Below are 17,565 nucleotides of genomic sequence, written 5' to 3'. Positions count from 1 at the left end.
GGGTCGGGCGGCGACGACGCTGAACTGACGTACGACTGGGCGCATCGTAAGCGCGCTACGGGTGGGGGTGGAATGCGGGTCGCGAGTGCGACGGTCCGCGCGGTGAACGGGCTGACCGCCCGTTGGGCGGGCACTACGGGGGACGGAACGGTGTTCTCGGCGGCGGGGGTGTGGCCGCTGCTGGCCTTCCTGGCCGACGGGGCCGCGGGGCCGGCGCGGGCGGAGCTGTCCCAGGCGCTGGGACTGCCCGCGGAGCAGGCGGCCGGCGCCGCGCGGGAGTTGCTCGCCGGGATGGGGGCCGCGCAAGGGCTCGACACGGCTCTGGGGCTGTGGACCAAGCGCACGCTTCAGCTGCGCGAGGAGTGGGAGGCGGGACTGCCCGCCCAGGCCCACGGGGTGCTGACCGGGGACGTCGGGGCGGACCGCGAGGCGCTGGACGCCTGGGCGGTGAAGCAGACCGGCGGGCTGATCGACCGTATGCCGGTGGGGCTGACCGAGGACACCGAGATGGTGCTGGCGAGCGCGCTGGCCCTGCGGACGCGCTGGCTGAGGCCCTTCCACGAGGTGCCGTTGGAGACGGCGTACGAACCCTGGGCCACCACGGAGCGGCTGGGCCTGCGGCGCTCCACTGCCGTGCTGGACCGGATCGGTGTGGCCGGCACGCCCGACGGGTTCGTCACCGAGCTGAAGGTGCTGGGGAGCAACGCCCTGGACGTCCACCTGCTGCTCGGCGAGGAGGGCATGACACCGGGGCAGGTGCTGGGAGCGGGCGTCGGCATCCTGGCGGGCCGGCACGCGGTCCTGCCCGGGACCCGGCTGCCGTACGGGGACGTCGGTCCCGGCCTGCGGGTGGAGAAGGTGCGCTCCACGGTGCCCGAGCCGCCGTCCCTGGACGTGACGACCGTGGCGTACGACATGAAGGCGAGCCACGACCTGCTGAGGCTGCACCAGCTGTTCGGACTCACGACGGCACGGGACACCTCCCGCGGCCACTTCCCCGGCGTGAGCGCGTACCCGCTCGCCGTCGGGTCGGCCGAGCAGAACACGATGGCGAAGTTCGGCGCGCTGGGCTTCGAGGCGGCCGCGGTGACGGCGTTCGGCATGGCCGGCGCGGGCGCGCCCGAGCCTCGCTACGTCACCACCAGGATCAGCGCCGCCTTCGACCGCCCCTTCGGCTTCCTCGCCCTGCACCGCCACACGCGTCTCGTGCTGGCGGCGGGCTGGGTCACGGATCCGCTGCCGTTCCCCGAGTTCGACGGGGAGGAGGAGTGGTGAGCGGGACGACCGGGGAAACGGTGCGCGCGGTCAACGGGCTGACGGCGCGTTGGGCGGGGAGCTGTGCGCGGGGCACGGCCTTCTCGGCCGCCGGTGTCTGGCCGCTGCTGGCCTTCCTGGCCGACGGCGCGGCGGGCCCGGCGCGGGCCGAGCTGGCGCGGACGCTCGGGGTGCCGGCGGAGCGGGCGGCCTTCGCGGCACGGGAGTTACTGGCCGTGCTGGACACGATGTCCGGACTGGACTCGGCCCTCGGCCTGTGGACGGACCGCGCGCTGGAGCTGCGGGAGCAGTGGCGGGCCGGGCTGCCCGCTCAGGCGCACGGGGTGCTCACCACGGACCTCGCGGCCTCCCAGGAGGCGCTGGACGCGTGGGCGGTGAAGCGGACCGGCGGGCTGATCGAGCGGATGCCCGTCACGCTCACCCCGGACGCCCGGATGGTGCTGGCCTCGGCGCTCGCCCTGCGCACGGACTGGCCGCACCCCTTCACCCAGCTGCCGCTGCGGCCGCGCGGCGGGCCGTGGCAGGGCCGCACGCTGCTCGGGCTGCACCGCAGGGGCGTACGGCCGGACCGGGTCGGTGTGACGAGCACGCCCGAGGGGTTCGTCACCTCGCTGAAGGTGCCGGGCGACAACGGCATCGACGTCCATCTGCTGCTCGGCGAGGAGCGGATGTCCCCCGGGCAGGTGCTGCGGGCGGGCGTCGGCGTCCTGGAGCGCGCGCTCGCGGTGACCGGGGGCGGCCGGCTGCCGTACGGGCAGGCGGGTCCGGGCCTGTCGGTCGAGCGGGTGCCGTCCGTCACGCCGGAGCCGCCGGCGCTGGACGTGACGACCGTGGCGTACCGGGTGGCGGCGGACCACGATCTGACGGTCCTGCACCAGCTGTTCGGGCTGACGTCCGCGCTGGACACCCGGCAGGGGCACTTCCCCGGCATCAGCGGCTCCCCGCTCGCGCTCGGGGCAGCCGGGCAGTCGGCGGTCGCCGAGTTCGGCGCGCTCGGCTTCCGGGCGGCCGCGGCGACGGCCCTGATGCCGGTGGCGGGCAGCGGGCCGCCACGGTTCCGCCACGAGACCACCGTCGTCCGGGCGCTGTTCGACCGTCCCTTCGGCTTCCTCGCCGCGCACCGGGAGACCCGTCTGGTCCTGGTGGCGGGCTGGGTCGCGGAGCCGAGTCCGTATCCGGCCCCAGACTTCAGGGGCGTTCCCGCTCCAGGACGCTGACGCAGCGGGCGAGGAGGCCGGTCAGCGCCGCGCGTTCCTCGCCCGTGAACTCGGCGGCCAGCGCCCGCTCCACGCGTACGGCCCGGGCGTCCGCGTCGGCCATGACGGTGCGGCCCGCCTCGGTGAGGCGGGTCTCCAGCACGTTCTTGTGCCACTCGTGCGGGGTGCGCTCGATCAGTTCACGGTCCTGGAGGTTCCTCAGGACCGTGTTCATGGTCGGCGGGGTGACCCCGCACAGCCGGGCCAGGGCCGCCGCGCTGATGCCGGGGTTGGCGGACAGGTGGAGCAGCGCGGCGTACTGCGCGACGGTCAGGCCCGCCGGCTTCAGGACCGCGGCCTTGGTCGCGTTGAGGGCCTGCTCGGCTCGCTTGAGGTGGGAGCCGAGGCGCTCGGCGACGGGCATGGACGTCATCTGCGCATGGTAGCCAGCGCGTACATCGATTCACGCCCACGCAAGCATTAATACGTTGACGATGATTAGAGCTCTAATTTAGGTTCATATTCGTCATCAAGCGAGTAGCCGAATCGAGAGGCACCACCGTGTCCCGTTCGATCCACCGCCGTACCTTCCTGACCGCCACCGCCGCCCTGGCCGTCGCCGCGGCCGCCCCCGGCGCCCACGCGGCCGAGAGGACCCGCGTCGCCCCCGCCTTCACGCTGCCCGGTGACCGCGTCTATCCCGAGGGCATCGCGCTCGACCCGCGCACCGGCGACGCCTACGTCGGCTCGTTCGCGGACGGCACCGTGTACCGGGCCGCCCCCGGCCGGCGCACCGCCGAGGTCTTCCTGCCGGCCGGCGCGGACGGCCGGCACACCGCCAACGGCCTGAAGGCCGACCGCGCGGGCCGGCTCTGGGTCATCGACTCCAGCGCCGGCGTCGACGTGTACGACCTGCGCGACCGCTCCCTGATCGCCCGCTTCGAGGTGCCGGGCAGCGGCCCGAGCATGGTCAACGACCTGGTGATCACCCCGGACGGCACGGCGTACCTCACCGACAGCCTCCGCCCGGTGCTCTACCGCGTCACGCCCGCCGACCTGGCCCGCGCCTGCGGCGGCCGCGCGGCCCTCACCCCGTACGTCGACTTCAGCGGCGTGCTGGCCCCGCACCCCACCGACGCCTTCACCCTCAACGGCATCGTCGCCGACCCTGCCGGGCGCCGGCTGTTCGTCGTCGACATGACCGGCGGCGACCTCTACCGGGTGGACGTGGCCACCGGAGCCATACGCCGGGTCGCCCTGCACGGCGGCGACCTGACCCATGGCGACGGCCTGGAGCTGGCCCACGGCACGCTCTGGGCGGCGCACAACGCCGTGAACACGATCAGCCGCTGGCGGCTGTCGCCGGACGGCACCTCGGCCCGCCTGGAGCGCAGCTTCACCGATCCCGCGCTCCAGATCCCGACCACGCTGGTCCGGGAGCGGGGGCGGCTGCTCGTGGTGCGGTCGCAGTTCGACAAGGGCGGGCCGATGGGACCCGGGGTGCCCGAGATCCCGTTCACCGTGGCGCGGGTGCACGGGATCTGACGGCCGGCGCCTCAGCCGCCGGCGAGCGCGACCAGTCTGACGAAGACCAGGTCGGGGTCGGTCGTCAGGTCGACGAGTTCGTCGAGGTCCTCGACCTGGCGGTCGGCGGCCAGGACGAAGAAGCCGTTGGCCAGGAAGGCGCGTTCGGCGATCGCGGCCTGGCGTTCCCAGTCGAGCGGCCGCGGTGTGCGCAGGCGGTAGCCGTTCAGGTCCGTCTCGGCGTCCTCCGGGCGGACGAGGCCGTTGAAGCGGTGGGCCGGGCGGGCGTTGTGGCGGGCGACCTCCTCCCGGACCCGCACCCGGATCAGGTCGCGCACGGTCATCCGGTCCGGGAGGCCGGCGACCTCCCACGCGCCGACCGGCCTGCCCGTCGCGGTCTCGTCCCGGAACGTCACGGTGGCCATCAGGCACCTCGCTCGATCTGCCGGAGGATGGACGCGTCGGTGATCTCGGTGTCGGCGGCGAGCAGGAACGCCTTGCTGAGGACGAGGGACAGACGCTCGTCCTCGAACGGCAGGAACACCTTGCCGTCCGCCGCCTTTCCGCGTGCCGGCACGACGCACAGGTAGGAATGGTCCGGCTCCATGAGGATGTTGGCCGAGCCGAGGTGGATCCGGTAGGTGCGCAGGCCGCCCCGGACCACCAGGAAACGGCCGTCCAGCGAGCACCGGTCGGCGATCCTCAGGCGCGGCAGGATCCGCTCCAGGGCGTCGCGGCGCGCCTCGGCGCTCTCGGTCAGCTCCCCGAACCCGGTCCGTTCCCAGTAGGCGCGCCCGGGGCCGTCCTCGGTCCAGTCGGGATCGGCGGCGATCGAGGTCACGCCGACGAAGAGGTCCACGTCGCGCATCGCCTCGCTGAACACCAGCGGGGGGACGTCGGCGAGCGGCGCGTCCCGCCACCGGCCGTCCTCGCGGCGGGCGAAGCGAACCCGGTCGGTCGAGGCGAGCTCCCGGTCGCCCGCCCAGTCCGCCCAGCTGTGGCGGAAGCGGACCTGCCAGCTGCCCGCCGCCAGGGTCCGCACGGCCTCGTCCACGTCCCCCGCGTCCCAGGGGCCGAGCAGTCCGCTCGTCCATCCGCGGGCCCTCAGCAGCGCGAACATCCTGCGGTAGTGGACGAGGTGCGCGGCGAACCGGTGGGAGTGGTCGCGGGTCTCCTCCTCGGCGGGGGTGAGCAGGTAGATCTCCCGGAAGGCCTGCTTGAACGGCTGCCGGATCCGCCGCTCGGTGAGCAGGTCCCGCCAGGCCCGCACGGCTTCGGGATCGGAGCGCAGCGGGTGCCAGAGCCGTACGGAGGCGTCGTCGGCGGCCTCGGGCGGGTCGTCGCCGACGGCGGGCAGGACCGGCCGCCAGTCGCCCTGGGCGACCTCGATCTCCCAGATCAGCCGGCCCACCACGGCCCCGGCGAGGGGATGCCCGGCCAGCTCGTTCCGCCACCATCCGTACGGGTGGACGGCGTCGACGGTGAAGCCGCCCTCCAAGGCGCGTGCGAGGGTGGCGAGTTGGACGTCCACCCGTTTCACCAGGTCGCGTAGTTCCTTGACCAGACCGCCGTGGTCGCGGCGGACCGGTGCGGGCAGGGAGCGCAGCGGACGGCCGTCCTTCTCCCACGTCAGTACGGCGGTCTCGGCGACGGTGACGACAGCCGTGCAGCCGGGGCCCGCCTCCCGGCGCAGGACGCCGCTTACGGCGGTGCCGCCGACGGACGGGGTGTCGACGGACGGGGCGTCGAATCCCAGGCGCGGCAGCCTGTGCGCCACGTCGGTGCGCTCGGCCAGGGCCGCGTCGACCTTCTTGAGCATCTTGTCGAGCTGCTTGGGCACCCCGGCGTGCCGGACGCTCGCCCGTACGGTGCGTATCGCGGTCACCAGTTCCGGGGTCGGGAAGTCCTGCCCCGCGCGCACCAGTTCGTACAGCAGCGCCGACGACGGCAGTGTCCGGGCGGCCGTCGGGGCGAGGGAGATGCCGGGCAGCAGCCGGTCGAACAGCTCGGGCAGCCACGGCTCGTCGCGCAGCAGCGCCACCCGGGCGGCATGCCCGAGAGCGGTGACCTCCCCGGGCGTGAAGGCCTTGTCCGAACGGTAGGGGATCGTGCCCGCGTGGATCGCGTCGGCCCGGTCGACAGCCGCTTCCAGCGCGCGGCGGGCGTACGCGGCGTAGGCGGGGATGCCGGCCGGCCCCCGCCACACGTCCGGCAGGGGTGGCGGCGAGGTGAACGAATGGGCCCGGTCGACCTCGGACAGCAACAGCCGTTCGGCCGGGGCGAGGTCACGGACGACGGCGATCTCGTCCCGGGCGACGGCACCCTCGTCCCGGCCCAGGCGCTCGGCGGCCGCGCGCAGGCAGTCGTCGCCGGCCAGCCCGGCCACGGCGAGCAGCGCGTACGGCTGGCGTACGTCGTCGCCGTCGAGGCGGAACCGGACCAGTGCGCGGGCGGGTTCGGCGAGGTCGGGCAGCGGGCCCGTGCAGCGCACCAGCGAGCCTGCCCCGAGTGTGAGGTCCGCCCAGTCACGGACCTCCGTCTGCGCGACGAGCGCCTCGAACATCCGGCGGCACGCGACGGGCGTGTAGCGCGGCTGCCGCTCCTTGCCGGCGCCCTCGACCGCGAAGCGGGCCCAGGTCGCCGTGGGCGTGGCGGCACGGCCGAGGCCGTAGGCCACCGGGACGAGGTCGCCGAGTTCCTCGTCGGAGATCCGCGACAGGTCGATGCCTCGCACGTCGTGCGGCGAGGCCGGATCGGTCAGCGCGCGTGTCAGACGCTCGGCGGTGTTCATCGGGCACTCCTGCGACCGGCCTCGAACGTCCGCCGGGCCGCGTCCAGGAGGGTGTCGTAGCGCATGAACGGATCATCGCAGGGGCCACTGACAACGCTATGGACCTGCGGATATACGGCTTCTGACGGACAGGCGGAGGCGTTGTCAGTGTGCCCCGTTACTGTGACCGCCACCTGATCGAGCGATCATCCGACCACCGAGTCGGCGGAGGAGGGGCTGTGGGGCGCTGGGAGTTGGTCGGCGACGGTTCGGCGAAGTTCTGGGAGGCGGAGGCCGAGGGCGACACCGTCACCGTGCGCTACGGGCGCATCGGCACGGAGGGTCGTACGCAGGTGAAGGAGCTGGAGTCCGCCGAGGCGGCCGAGCGGTACCTGGCGAAGGTGGTCGCCGAGAAGGAGCGCAAGGGGTACGTGGAGGTCACGGACGAGGCGTCGGGGACCGCGACGCGGGCGGTGACGGCGCAGACCGCGCCCGCACCGGCGGACGTACCGGGCGGAGCGGAGGGCGGCACCCAGCGCGGTGCGGAGGACGTGTCGGCCGGTGCGGAGGACGCCCAGGGCGTGGTGTTCCCCGACGAGGAGTCCTTCGAGATGCCCGTCGGCTGGCGGCGGTTGGTGTACCCGAGGCGCGGCGGGATCGAGCGCAGCGTCCCCCGGCCGCACGCCGATGCCGCTGAGCTGGTGGCCGGCCGGCGGCAGGAGTCGGCGAGCTGGATCGAGGAGATGCTGTCCGCCCCGAAGAGCGACCAGCGGATCGTCGAGGACACCCGGGCGCACCTGAACGGCAGCCACAACCCGCTGGGCGCGGCCGTCGTGGCGCATCTGACCATGCACTACCAGCTGCCCGACGGCGTCTTCGCGGACACCTGGGTGCAGGACCACGGGCTGGCGTTCGCCGCCCGCGCGGTGGTGGAGTACTTCGACATCGAACTCCACTACATGCAGTACGGGGGACACCGGGAGGACCCCTGGATCTCCGCGCTCCCGGTGACCAGCCCCCTCGGCTTCCACGACGGACGGTCCAAGTTCGCCGACCGGATCCGCTTCCTGCTGGCCGCGGCGGACGAGGAGACCTACCGGCGGACGGTCGCCGCCCTGGCCGACTGCCGCGGCGACGTGCGCCGCCGCATCGTCGTGTCCTACCTGGTGCCCGGCGAGCGCGACTGGGTCGAGGAGTGCTGCGCGGAGGCGGACAAGGCCGACGGGGCGCTGAGGGCGATGCTGCTGTGCTCGCTGAACTCCCCCGAGCAGCTTGCCCACTTCGGCCGCAGCTTCCGCCTCGGCTACAACGACTGGACCATGTCGCTGGTCGCCACGCTCGCCGAGGGCACCGGCAAGGCCTTCGCGCCCGTGCTGGACGAGGCCATCGAGTCGGCGTACGGCTCCGACCGGGTCAAGGTCTTCGCCGGCGCCCTGGTGAAGCTGCCGACGGACAGTGCCTTCCACAGCCTCCTGACCCGTGTCGAGGACAAGCACGTCCGCCCGCACCTCCTGGAGGCGATGCGCTGCTACCCGGTCCGTGCCCTGCGCCTGCTGAGCGAGGCGGCGCGCGGCCCCGCCAAGTACGCGCCGGTGGCCGAGCAGTTGCTGGCCTCGCACGTCCTGGCGCACCCGGAACTGACCGCCGCCGCGCTGCCCGACCTGCCCGCCGAGGTCGCCGCCCACGTCGAACCCCTGCTCACCCGCACCGACCGGATGCCCGAGGCTCCGGCGGACGCGCTGCCGCCGCTGCTGGTCAACCCGCCGTGGACGAAGAAGCGTACGGCGCGCAAGGCCCGCGTGACGGCCGAGATACCTGCGGCCCCGGCGCCGCGGGTCGTCTGGCAGCCGGACGAGCAGGAGACCTGGGCCGGGACCACCTCCTGGTACAGCAATTGGCGCGGTTCGTACACCTGGAGCGATGAGATCAAGAAGCTCCGGCGGGGCGAGCAGCTCAAGGACGTCCGGGACGCCCGGCTGTTCGTGGCCGTCGCCGCGGACGTGGTCCGCCCGCTGCTGGCCCACTTCACCCCCGAGGACTACTGGGACGGCGAGAACGCGCTCAAGCCGGTGGCGGCGAAGCACGGTGTGCACGCCCTCCCGCTGCTGCTGCGCGCCTCCGCACGGCACCCCGGCACGCTCGGCCCGCTGCTCCTGCCGTATCTGGACGTCGAGGTCGCCGGTCAGGTGTGCGACTGGCTGGCCCGTCTGAAGTCGGCCGACGCCACGGGCCGCGCCTGGCTGTCGCGGCACGGCCTGGCCGCCGTGCCCGTCCTCGTGCCGCACGCCGTGGGTCCGGTCGGCGTCGTGCGGCGCGGCGGCGAGAAGGCGCTGCGGCTGCTGGCGGCCGAACACGGCGACGAGGCGGTCCTGCGGGCCGCCGCCGCATGCGGACAGGAGGCCGCGGGCATCGTCGAGGAGCTGCTGGCCGCCGACCCGCTGGAGAGCGCCCTTCCCGCGCGCATCCCCGCCGTCGCCGCCTGGGCCGACCCGGCGGTGCTGCCGCAGCTGGTGCTCACGGAGGGCGGCGCGCTGCCCGCCGACGCGGTGCGGCACGCCCTCACCCTGCTCGCGCTGTCCAAGCCCGGCGAGGTCTACCCCGGCCTGGACACCCTGACCACGCGCTGCACCGCCGACTCCCTCGCCGACTTCGTCTGGGGCCTGTTCGAGCAGTGGCGGCTGTCCGGCATGCCCGCCAAGGACAGCTGGGCGCTGTACGCGCTGGGCTGGCTCGGCGACGACGAGACCGTACGCCGCCTCACTCCCGTGCTGCGCGCCTGGCCCGGCGACGGGGCGCACCACCGTGCCGTGGAGGGCCTGGGCGTCCTCGCGACGATCGGCACCGACGTGGCGCTGCTGCATCTGCACGGCATAGCCCAGCGGGTGCCGTTCAAGGCGCTCAAGGTCCGCGCCCAGGAGAAGATCACCGAGGTCGCCGAGGGCCTGGGGCTCACGGCGGAGCAGCTGGGCGACCGTCTCGTCCCCGACTTCGGTCTCGACGCGGACGGCAGCACGGTCATCGACTACGGCACGCGCAGCTTCACCGTGGGCTTCGACGAGCAGCTGCGCCCCTACGTCCGCGACTCCGACGGCAAGCGCCGCAAGGCCCTGCCGGCCCCCGGCGCCAAGGACGACCCGGAGCTGGCGCCCGCCGAGCGCAAGCGGTTCGCCGCGCTGAAGAAGGACGTCCGCACCGTCGCCACCGACCAGGTGCGACGGCTGGAGGCGGCTATGGTGGCGCAGCGCGCTTGGACGGCGGGCGAGTTCCAGGAGCTGTTCGTCGCCCACCCGCTGCTGTGGCACCTGGTACGGCGGCTGGTCTGGCTCAGCGAGACGGACGGTACGGTGACGGCCTTCCGGGTCGCCGAGGACCGCACGTTCGCCGATGTCGACGACGACGAGCTGACGCTGTCCCAGGAGGCGACCGTCCGCGTCGCGCACCCGCTCCACCTGGGCGGGGACCTGGAGACCTGGTCGGAGCTGTTCGCCGACTACGAGATCCTGCAGCCCTTCCCGCAACTGGGCCGCGCGGTCCACGCGTTCACCGCGGAGGAGGAGTCGGGCCACCGGCTGGCCCGGTTCGAGGGCGCCACCGTGCCGGTCGGCAAGCTGCTGGGCCTGACCAAGCGCGGCTGGGAGCGGGGCGAACCGCAGGACGCGGGCGTGGAGCGCTGGTTCCACCGGCGTATCGACGACGGCCGCTACCTGGTGATCGACCTCGACCCGGGCATCCCCGTCGGCTGGGTCGACGGGCTCGGCGACCAGACCTTCCGGGCCGTCTGGATCGACACCACTCCGGGCGACTTCTGGGAGAGCCGCCCGTTCCCGCTCCGCTTCGCCGGCCTCCCCCCGGTGATCGCCTCCGAACTGCTCGCCGACCTCACCGAGGTGACCGCGAAGTGACCGCCACACCCGCCACCGGCACCGATAGCGGCACCGGCACCGGCACCGAGGAGCTGGTGCAGCGCCCGCCCGCCGAGGTGCGGTACGCCGACGAACTCGCGGCCCTGCGCGCGACCGACGGCGATCCCCGCCCGCCGGGCTGGCAGCTCAGCCTGCGCGCCGCCCGCCGCTTCATCGTCGGCGACGAACGGGCCGGAATCAGCCGCAAGTTCGTCGGCAACGCCTCCCTGGTGGAGCGGGCCCTGGTGACCCTCGCCACCAACCGCGGCCTGATGCTCGTCGGCGAGCCGGGCACGGCCAAGTCGCTGCTGTCGGAACTGATCTCGGCGGCCGTCAGCGGCAGCTCCGCGCTCACCGTGCAGGGCGGCGCGGCCACCACCGAGGACCAGATCAAGTACTCCTGGAACTACGCGCTGCTGGTCTCCGAAGGACCCTCTCCCCGCTCACTGGTGCCCGCGCCGATGCTGCGCGGCATGGCCGAGGGGCGGATCGTACGGTTCGAGGAGATCACCCGCTGCCCCCTGGAGGTGCAGGACTGCCTGCTCTCCCTGCTGTCCGACCGGGTCATCACCATCCCGGAACTGCACGGACCGCAGGGCCTGGTCTTCGCCAAGCAGGGCTTCAACGTCATCGCCACCGCCAACACCCGCGACCGGGGCGTCAACGAGATGAGCGCCGCGCTCAAGCGCCGCTTCAACTTCGAGACGGTCTTCCCCATCGCCGACTTCGACACCGAGCTGGCCCTGGTGGAGGCCGAGGCCACGGCGCTGCTGCGGCAGTCCGGGGTGGAGCCGCCGCCGCGCCGGGACGTGCTGGAGGTCCTGGTGGGCACGTTCCGCGAGCTGCGCGGCGCCGGTGGGCAGGGCGAGCGGATGTCCACGGTGATGAGCACCGCCGAGGCCGTGTCCGTCGCGCACGCGGTGGGGGTGCGCGGCTGGTTCCTGCGCGGGGAGCCGGGCAGCGCCGCCGACGTGGTGGCGAGCCTCGCGGGTACGGCGGCCAAGGACAGCCCCGAGGACCTGGCCCGGCTGCGCCGCTTCCTGGAACAGGAGGTACCGCGCCGCAAGGGCACCCAGTGGCGGGCCCTGCACGACGCACGGCACCTGCTGGCGGACTGATGACGAACACCCCGCCCGCCGACCCGTCGGCGCCGGTCGCCGCCGCCGGCTCCACCGTCTCCACCGCGTCCGCCGTCTTCCTGGGCGTACGACACCACTCCCCCGCCTGCGCCCGTCTGGTCGCCCGGGCGATCGAGACGTTGCGGCCGGCGTACGTGCTGGTGGAGGGGCCGGCGGACATGAACGCCCGGCTGGACGAGCTGCTGCTCGAACACCGGCTGCCGATCGCCGTCTTCAGCCACTACCGCGACGAGGCGCGCGTCGCCACCTCGTGGGCCCCGCTGTGCGAGTACTCCCCGGAGTGGATCGCCCTGCGTCAGGGGCGGGCCTCGGGAGCGCAGGTGCGGTTCATCGACCTGCCCGCCTGGCACCCGGCCTTCGCGGAGCGCGCCGAGCGGTACGCCAACCGCTACGCCGACGCCGAGGCCCGCTACGCGCGGGCGACGGAGCGGCTGTGCGCGCACTTCGACGTCGACTCGGTGGACGCGCTGTGGGACGGGCTGTTCGAGGTCACCGAACCGGGTGACGACCTGATGACGCGCCTCGACGCCTACTTCGACCTGGTCCGCGGCGACGCCGAGGCGGACCCCGGCGACCGGGCGCGCGAGGAGTACATGGCGTCGTGGGTGCGCGCCGCGCTGACGCGGGCGGGCGGGCGGCCGGTGCTGGTGGTGACCGGCGGCTTCCACCAGCCGGCGCTGCGCGCTCTGGCGGACCGGGACGGCCCGGCCGACTGGCCCGAGGTGCCCGCGCCGCCCGGGGAGGCGCTCGGCGGGAGCTTCCTGGTGCCGTACTCCTTCCGGCAGTTGGACGCCTTCTCCGGCTACCAGTCCGGCATGCCCTCGCCCGGCTACTACCAGCGGCTGTGGGAAGCGGGCCCGGAGCAGGCGGCGCGGGACCTGCTCCGCTCGGTCGCCGACCGGCTGCGGGCCCGCGGGATCCCGGTGTCCACGGCCGACCTGATCGCCGCGCGCGGTCTGGCCCAGGGGCTGACCCTGCTGCGCGGGCATCCGTACGAGACCCGGGTGGACGTCCTGGACGGTCTGGCCGGTGCTCTGATCAGCGACGACCTGGACCGGCCGCTGCCGTGGACCACCGGCGGCACGCTCGGCGCGGGCACGCACCCGGTGGTGGTGGAGATGGTCGCCGCCTGTGCCGGTGAGGCCGAGGGGCGGCTGCACCCCGACACGCCCCTGCCCCCACTGGTGCACGACGTGACCGAGCGGCTCGTCCGCCTGGGTCTCGCCGACGCCGAAGGACCGGTCACCCTCGACCTGACGTCGGCGGACGGACTGCTGCGCAGCCAGGTCCTGCACCGGCTGCGGGTGCTGGACATCCCCGGCTTCACCCGGGTCTCGGGGCCGGCCGACGGCGCCGACCCGGTGTTCACCGAACGCTGGCAGCCCGGCCGGGCCAGCGGGCGCGAGGCGGCACTCATCGAGGCGGGCGCGTACGGGGCGCGGCTGGACGAGGCGGCCTCGGTGGTGCTCGGCGAGCGGGCGCGCGACGCGGGCCCGGACGTCGGCCCGCTCGCGGGGCTGCTGTTCGACACGGTGCTGTGCGGGGTGGGCCCGCTGTGCGGGGAACTGCTGGGTGCTCTGGCCGCGCGGGTGGGGCAGATCAGGGAGCTGGGCTCGCTCGGCGAGGTGCTGGCGGCGGCGCTGGGCCTGTGGCGCCACGACCGGGTGTTCGGCGTGGCCCGCGACCGGCTGCTGGGCAGCGTGGTGGCGGACGCGGCCGACCGGGTGTTCTGGCTGGCGGAGGGGCTGCACGGCGGCCCCGGCGTGGACTTCGCCCGGCTGCGCGCGCTCGCGGCCGCGCGGGACGCGCTGCTGCACGCACCCGAACTTCTCTCGCTGACCCGGGAGGCGGCCGCCGAGGCGGCCGGCCGTATCAGCCGGGACCAGCGGGCCCCCGCCGACCTGCGGGGTGCCGCGTTCGGCCTGCGCCGGGCGCTCGGCACCCCGGACGATCCGGCGGCGGCCGTACGGGCTCTCGCCTCGGCCCCGGCCGACACCCTCGGGGACTGGCTGGCCGGCCTGTTCGCCGTGGCCCGCGAGGAGGTCGTGGGCGGCGCGGCGGCGAGCGGGGAGCCACTGGTGGACGTCCTGGACGGGGTCGTCTCGGCGATGACCGAGGGCGACTTCCTCATCGGCCTGCCCGCGCTCCGGCAGGCCTTCGCCTTCTTCCCGCCCCGCGAACGGGAGCGCATCGCACAGCGCCTGCTGGAGCGGCGCGGGGCACGCGGCTCGGCCCGTTCCCTGCTGCGCACGACCGCCGACCCACTGCTGCTGGCCCGCGCCGCAGCCCTGGAGGACAACGTGGCCCGAATGCTCGACCGGTACGGCTTGGGGGCGACGCGATGAACTCCGTCGAACCGGAGGGGACTTCGGGAGCAGCCTCGGAACCGGCCCCGGCCCCGGCGTCGGCGTCGGGAAGCGCCCCCGTCCCCGAGGCCTCCCTCGAACGCTGGCGTCTGATCCTCGGTTCCGCCGCCGAACGCTGCACCGGTGCGCTGCACGGCTCGGCCGCCGCCCAGGACGCCGCGCTGGACTGGCTCTACGGCCGCGACGAGGACCTGCGCCGACGTGGTGTGCGGCGTGGCCCGGGCGGCCCTCGCGAGGGCGGCTCGGAGCCGTCCCAGCTGACCGCCGTCGACTGGCTCGACGACATCCACCGGCTGTTCCCGAAGGAGACCGTGGAGCGGCTGGAGCGCGACGCCGTGGAGCAGTACGAGATCCACGAGATCGTCACCGACCCGGACGTCCTCGCCCGCGTCGAGCCCAGCCAGACCCTGCTGCGCGCCGTCCTGCGTACCAAGCACCTGATGAGCGCCGACGTGCTGGCGGCGGCCCGGCGGATCGTGGAGAAGGTCGTACGGGACCTGATGGAGCGTCTGCGGCCGGAGGTCCGCCGGGCCTTCACCGGCGCCCGCTCCCGCCGCCCCAGCCTGCTGCCCCTGGCCCGGGACTTCGACTTCCGGAGCACGATCCGGGCGAACCTCGCCCACTACCAGCCCGAGGAGCGCCGCATCCTGATCCAGCGGCCGCACTTCCACTCCCGTACCCGCCGCCACCTGGAGCAGTGGCAACTGGTGCTGCTGGTCGACCAGTCGGGGTCGATGGCCGGCTCGGTGATCCACTCCGCCGTCACGGCCGCCTGCCTGTTCAGCCTGCCGGGTCTGAAGACCCATCTGGTCGCCTTCGACACCCAGGTGGTGGACCTGACCTCCGACGTGACCGATCCGGTGGAGCTGTTGATGAAGGTCCAGCTCGGCGGCGGCACCGACATCGCCCGCGCCGTCGACTACGGCGCCGGTCTGATCGGGAACCCCCGGCGGAGCATCGTCGCCGTGGTCTCCGACTTCTACGAGGGCGGCGACTCGTACCGCCTGGTCCGTACCGTACGGACGATGGTCGGGCAGGGCACCACCGTGCTGTGTCTGGCCGCGCTGGACGAGGAGGCCGATCCCGTCTACGACCGGGCCCTCGGGGCGCGGCTCGCGGAGGCCGGGGCGCACGTGGGCGCGATGACGCCCGGCCGGCTGGCCGAGTTCGTCGCCGAGAAGGTGGGCAGCGGAGGGCAGAGCCGATGAACCGGGCCGACCTGCGGGCGCTGACGCCGGAGACGCTCGCCGCCCTCGCCAACCGCGGCCTCGTCAAGCGCGCCGAGAAGGACCTCACGGCGGGCTCCGGTCCGACCGTGTCCACCACCGACGACGGCACGGTACGCGGGACGTTCCCGGACGGCACCGAGACCGAACTGGCGCCGGGCGTCGGCCTGGACGAGGCGAAGTGCGGCTGCGGCGCGGCGGGTATCTGCCGGCACCGGATCGGCTTGGTCCTCGCGTATCGGCGGACGGCCGTGGGCGCCCCGGAGGAGCATCGTGCGACGGCGGACGTCCCCGGTCCAGGCACCGCACCCGAGGCGCCGGACCGGGACACGGACGGGAGCACCCCGGATCACCGCACGGACGCGGACGCCCCCGACTCCTCGGAGCGCGCCCGCGACACCCTCACGAATCCGGTCGAGCGCGCCGGGGACTCCGCAACGACCCCGGTCGAGCCCGGCACCGAGCGCGGGTTCGTCGACTGGTCACCGGGCGACTTCGACGACGACGCGCTCACCGCGGCCCTGGGCCGCCCCGCGCTGACCTCCGCGCGCCGGCTCCGCGACCGCGGCTACACCGCGCGCCTGCACCGCCCCGACCCCCAGGACCCGGTGCCCCGCGTCGAGTTGCCCACCTGTTCCGTCAGCTTCCCGGTCCCCCGCGAGCTGGGGTACGCCCTCACCGACGCGGCCGGTCCGCTGCGCGGCGAGGTCGTGGCCCTGGCGGTCTGGGCCTTCCGCGCGGGCGACACCGGACGGACGACCGAGGTGGCCGTCGGCGGTCGTACGGCCGCCGCGGACGGCCCCGACGACGCGCTGCGCACCGCCCTCGCGCTGGCCGACGAACTCCTGCTGGACGGAGTGCAGCAGGCGGGCCCGGTGTTCGCCGGGTCGCTCCAGCGCGCCCGGGAGGCGCTGACGGCCACGTCCCGGCACTGGCCGGCCGGAGCGGTGGCCGAGCTCCAGGAGCAGGTCGGGGCGTACGCGGCGCGCGGCACGCACTACGACCCGCGGCTCCTCGCCTCTCTGCTGGCCGAACTGCACGCCCGCCACCGCGCGGCAAGGCGCGACCCGGCCGGGGTGCTGGGCACCAAGGAGGCGCCGGTGACCCCGCTGCGCCGGGTACGTCTGGTGGCGCTCGGCTGCCGGATCGGCGGCACCGCCGGGGACCGTACCGCCGAGACGTACTTCGCCCACGCCGACGCGGGCATCGTCCTGGTGCTGCGCAAGCGCTGGGAGCTGACGGAGGGCCAGGAGCCCACCGGCCACGAGTTGTCCACGCGGCGCCTGCTCGGCTCCCCGCTGCTCGGGCTGGCCACGGCGAACGTGGTGAGCGAGCACACCTCGCGCGCGGCCGACCGTACGGTGGCCATCTCCCGGGGCCGGATCGCCGCCACCAGCGTCACCCCGGTCGGCTCCGCCTGGACGGAACTGCCGGGCACCCTGCTGCTCCGGGACGTCGCCGCCCATCTGCGGGCCGCCGGGGACCGCCCGCCGCGCCTCGTCCGGCCCCGCGTCGAGGCGGAGTCGGTGCGGGTGGTCGCGGTGAGCACCGTGGATTCGGTCGGCTACGACCCCGCGGCACAGCGTCTGGAGGCGATCGTCCACGACCCGGCGGGCAACGAGATCCTGATCCGCGCCGACTACAACCCGCTCTGCCCGGGCGGCCTGGACGCGCTCGCGGCCGCGCTCGGCGAGGACGAGGTCCGCTGTGTCAGCGGCATGCTGAACCGCGCCGACGGCCGGATCGTGCTGGACCCGCTGGCGGTGCTGACCGCCACGGGCATGGTCGTCCCGGACCTCGCGCCCGGCACCGGCGACGCCACGCTGGACACGGCGCCGCTGCGCCCGGCCGACCCGATCACGGCGGCACTGGAATCGGCCCTGACCGCCCTGGCCGACGCGGCCCACCACGGTCTGAGCCGGCTGACCGGCGCCAACCGCACCCGACTGACCGACGGCGCGGCCGAGTTGCGCCGCACCGGCCTGCACACCGCCGCACGCCTGCTGACCGACCTGCACACGACCCTCCATCGCGACGGCGCGACCACGGCGGTCCCGGCCTGGGTGGACGCCCAGATCCATCTGAGCGTCACGCTGGAACTGCACCAGGAGGGCGCCACGACGCCGACGGAAATGCCTGGCACCGGGACCGGCCCGTAGCCGAGACT

The 17,565-nt window shown here is 74.5% G+C and carries 11 protein-coding genes; 8 read left to right on the top strand and 3 right to left on the bottom strand.

Annotated features, from left to right (window positions below):
- The first annotated feature begins 72 nt into the window (after nt 1–72).
- Together ACWGKT_RS40570 and ACWGKT_RS40565 are read left to right on the top strand one after the other, a co-directional pair.
- Nucleotides 73–1,275: a serpin family protein gene (locus tag ACWGKT_RS40570; protein WP_453277626.1), complete on the top strand. Its 1,203-nt coding sequence runs from the start codon at nt 73–75 to the stop codon at nt 1,273–1,275.
- Entirely contained in the window at nt 1,272–2,492 is a 1,221-nt protein-coding gene (locus ACWGKT_RS40565) for a serpin family protein (protein ID WP_453277625.1), read from the top strand. The genes ACWGKT_RS40570 and ACWGKT_RS40565 overlap by 4 nt, the downstream gene beginning before the upstream one ends.
- On the opposite strand, the gene ACWGKT_RS40560 is transcribed toward ACWGKT_RS40565, so the two are convergent.
- Nucleotides 2,464–2,904 carry a MarR family winged helix-turn-helix transcriptional regulator gene (locus ACWGKT_RS40560; protein ID WP_453277624.1) on the bottom strand — a complete coding sequence of 147 codons (441 nt, stop codon included), beginning with the start codon at nt 2,902–2,904 and terminating at the stop codon, nt 2,464–2,466. The genes ACWGKT_RS40565 and ACWGKT_RS40560 overlap by 29 nt on opposite strands.
- A gap of 128 nt (nt 2,905–3,032) precedes the next feature.
- Here ACWGKT_RS40560 and ACWGKT_RS40555 point away from each other — a divergent pair, with 128 nt between their 5' ends.
- Nucleotides 3,033–4,016, top strand: a complete 984-nt coding sequence (locus tag ACWGKT_RS40555) for an SMP-30/gluconolactonase/LRE family protein (protein WP_453277623.1) — start codon at nt 3,033–3,035, stop codon at nt 4,014–4,016.
- Nucleotides 4,017–4,027: 11 nt separating this feature from the next.
- On the opposite strand, the gene ACWGKT_RS40550 is transcribed toward ACWGKT_RS40555, so the two are convergent.
- Nucleotides 4,028–4,420, bottom strand: a complete 393-nt coding sequence (locus ACWGKT_RS40550) for a hypothetical protein (protein ID WP_356152548.1) — start codon at nt 4,418–4,420, stop codon at nt 4,028–4,030.
- Complete coding sequence (locus ACWGKT_RS40545) at nt 4,420–6,786, bottom strand: DUF4132 domain-containing protein (protein ID WP_453277622.1); 2,367 nt, start codon at nt 6,784–6,786, stop codon at nt 4,420–4,422. The genes ACWGKT_RS40550 and ACWGKT_RS40545 overlap by 1 nt, the downstream gene beginning before the upstream one ends.
- A 218-nt stretch (nt 6,787–7,004) precedes the next feature.
- On the opposite strand from ACWGKT_RS40545, the gene ACWGKT_RS40540 reads away from it, so the two are divergent.
- Genes ACWGKT_RS40540 through ACWGKT_RS40520 form a run of 5 tightly spaced genes read left to right on the top strand, consistent with a single transcriptional unit; the run spans nt 7,005 to nt 17,557 of the window.
- Entirely contained in the window at nt 7,005–10,667 is a 3,663-nt protein-coding gene (locus ACWGKT_RS40540) for a DUF4132 domain-containing protein (RefSeq protein ID WP_453277621.1), read from the top strand.
- A complete protein-coding gene (locus tag ACWGKT_RS40535) occupies nt 10,664–11,785 on the top strand; it encodes an ATP-binding protein (RefSeq protein ID WP_453277620.1) in 1,122 nt (373 codons plus the stop codon). Before ACWGKT_RS40540 ends, ACWGKT_RS40535 begins: the two co-directional genes overlap by 4 nt.
- The gene (locus ACWGKT_RS40530; RefSeq protein ID WP_453277619.1) at nt 11,785–14,151 is read left to right on the top strand and encodes a DUF5682 family protein; all 2,367 of its coding nucleotides are present in this window, start codon (nt 11,785–11,787) and stop codon (nt 14,149–14,151) included. The genes ACWGKT_RS40535 and ACWGKT_RS40530 overlap by 1 nt, the downstream gene beginning before the upstream one ends.
- Nucleotides 14,148–15,380 carry a VWA domain-containing protein gene (locus tag ACWGKT_RS40525; RefSeq protein WP_453277618.1) on the top strand — a complete coding sequence of 411 codons (1,233 nt, stop codon included), beginning with the start codon at nt 14,148–14,150 and terminating at the stop codon, nt 15,378–15,380. Before ACWGKT_RS40530 ends, ACWGKT_RS40525 begins: the two co-directional genes overlap by 4 nt.
- The gene (locus ACWGKT_RS40520) at nt 15,377–17,557 is read left to right on the top strand and encodes a hypothetical protein (RefSeq protein WP_453277617.1); all 2,181 of its coding nucleotides are present in this window, start codon (nt 15,377–15,379) and stop codon (nt 17,555–17,557) included. Before ACWGKT_RS40525 ends, ACWGKT_RS40520 begins: the two co-directional genes overlap by 4 nt.
- The last annotated feature ends 8 nt before the right edge of the window (nt 17,558–17,565 follow it).

This window comes from Streptomyces sp. NPDC054794 (genome assembly GCF_053611585.1).
This window is presented reverse-complemented; position numbering and strand designations above follow the sequence as displayed.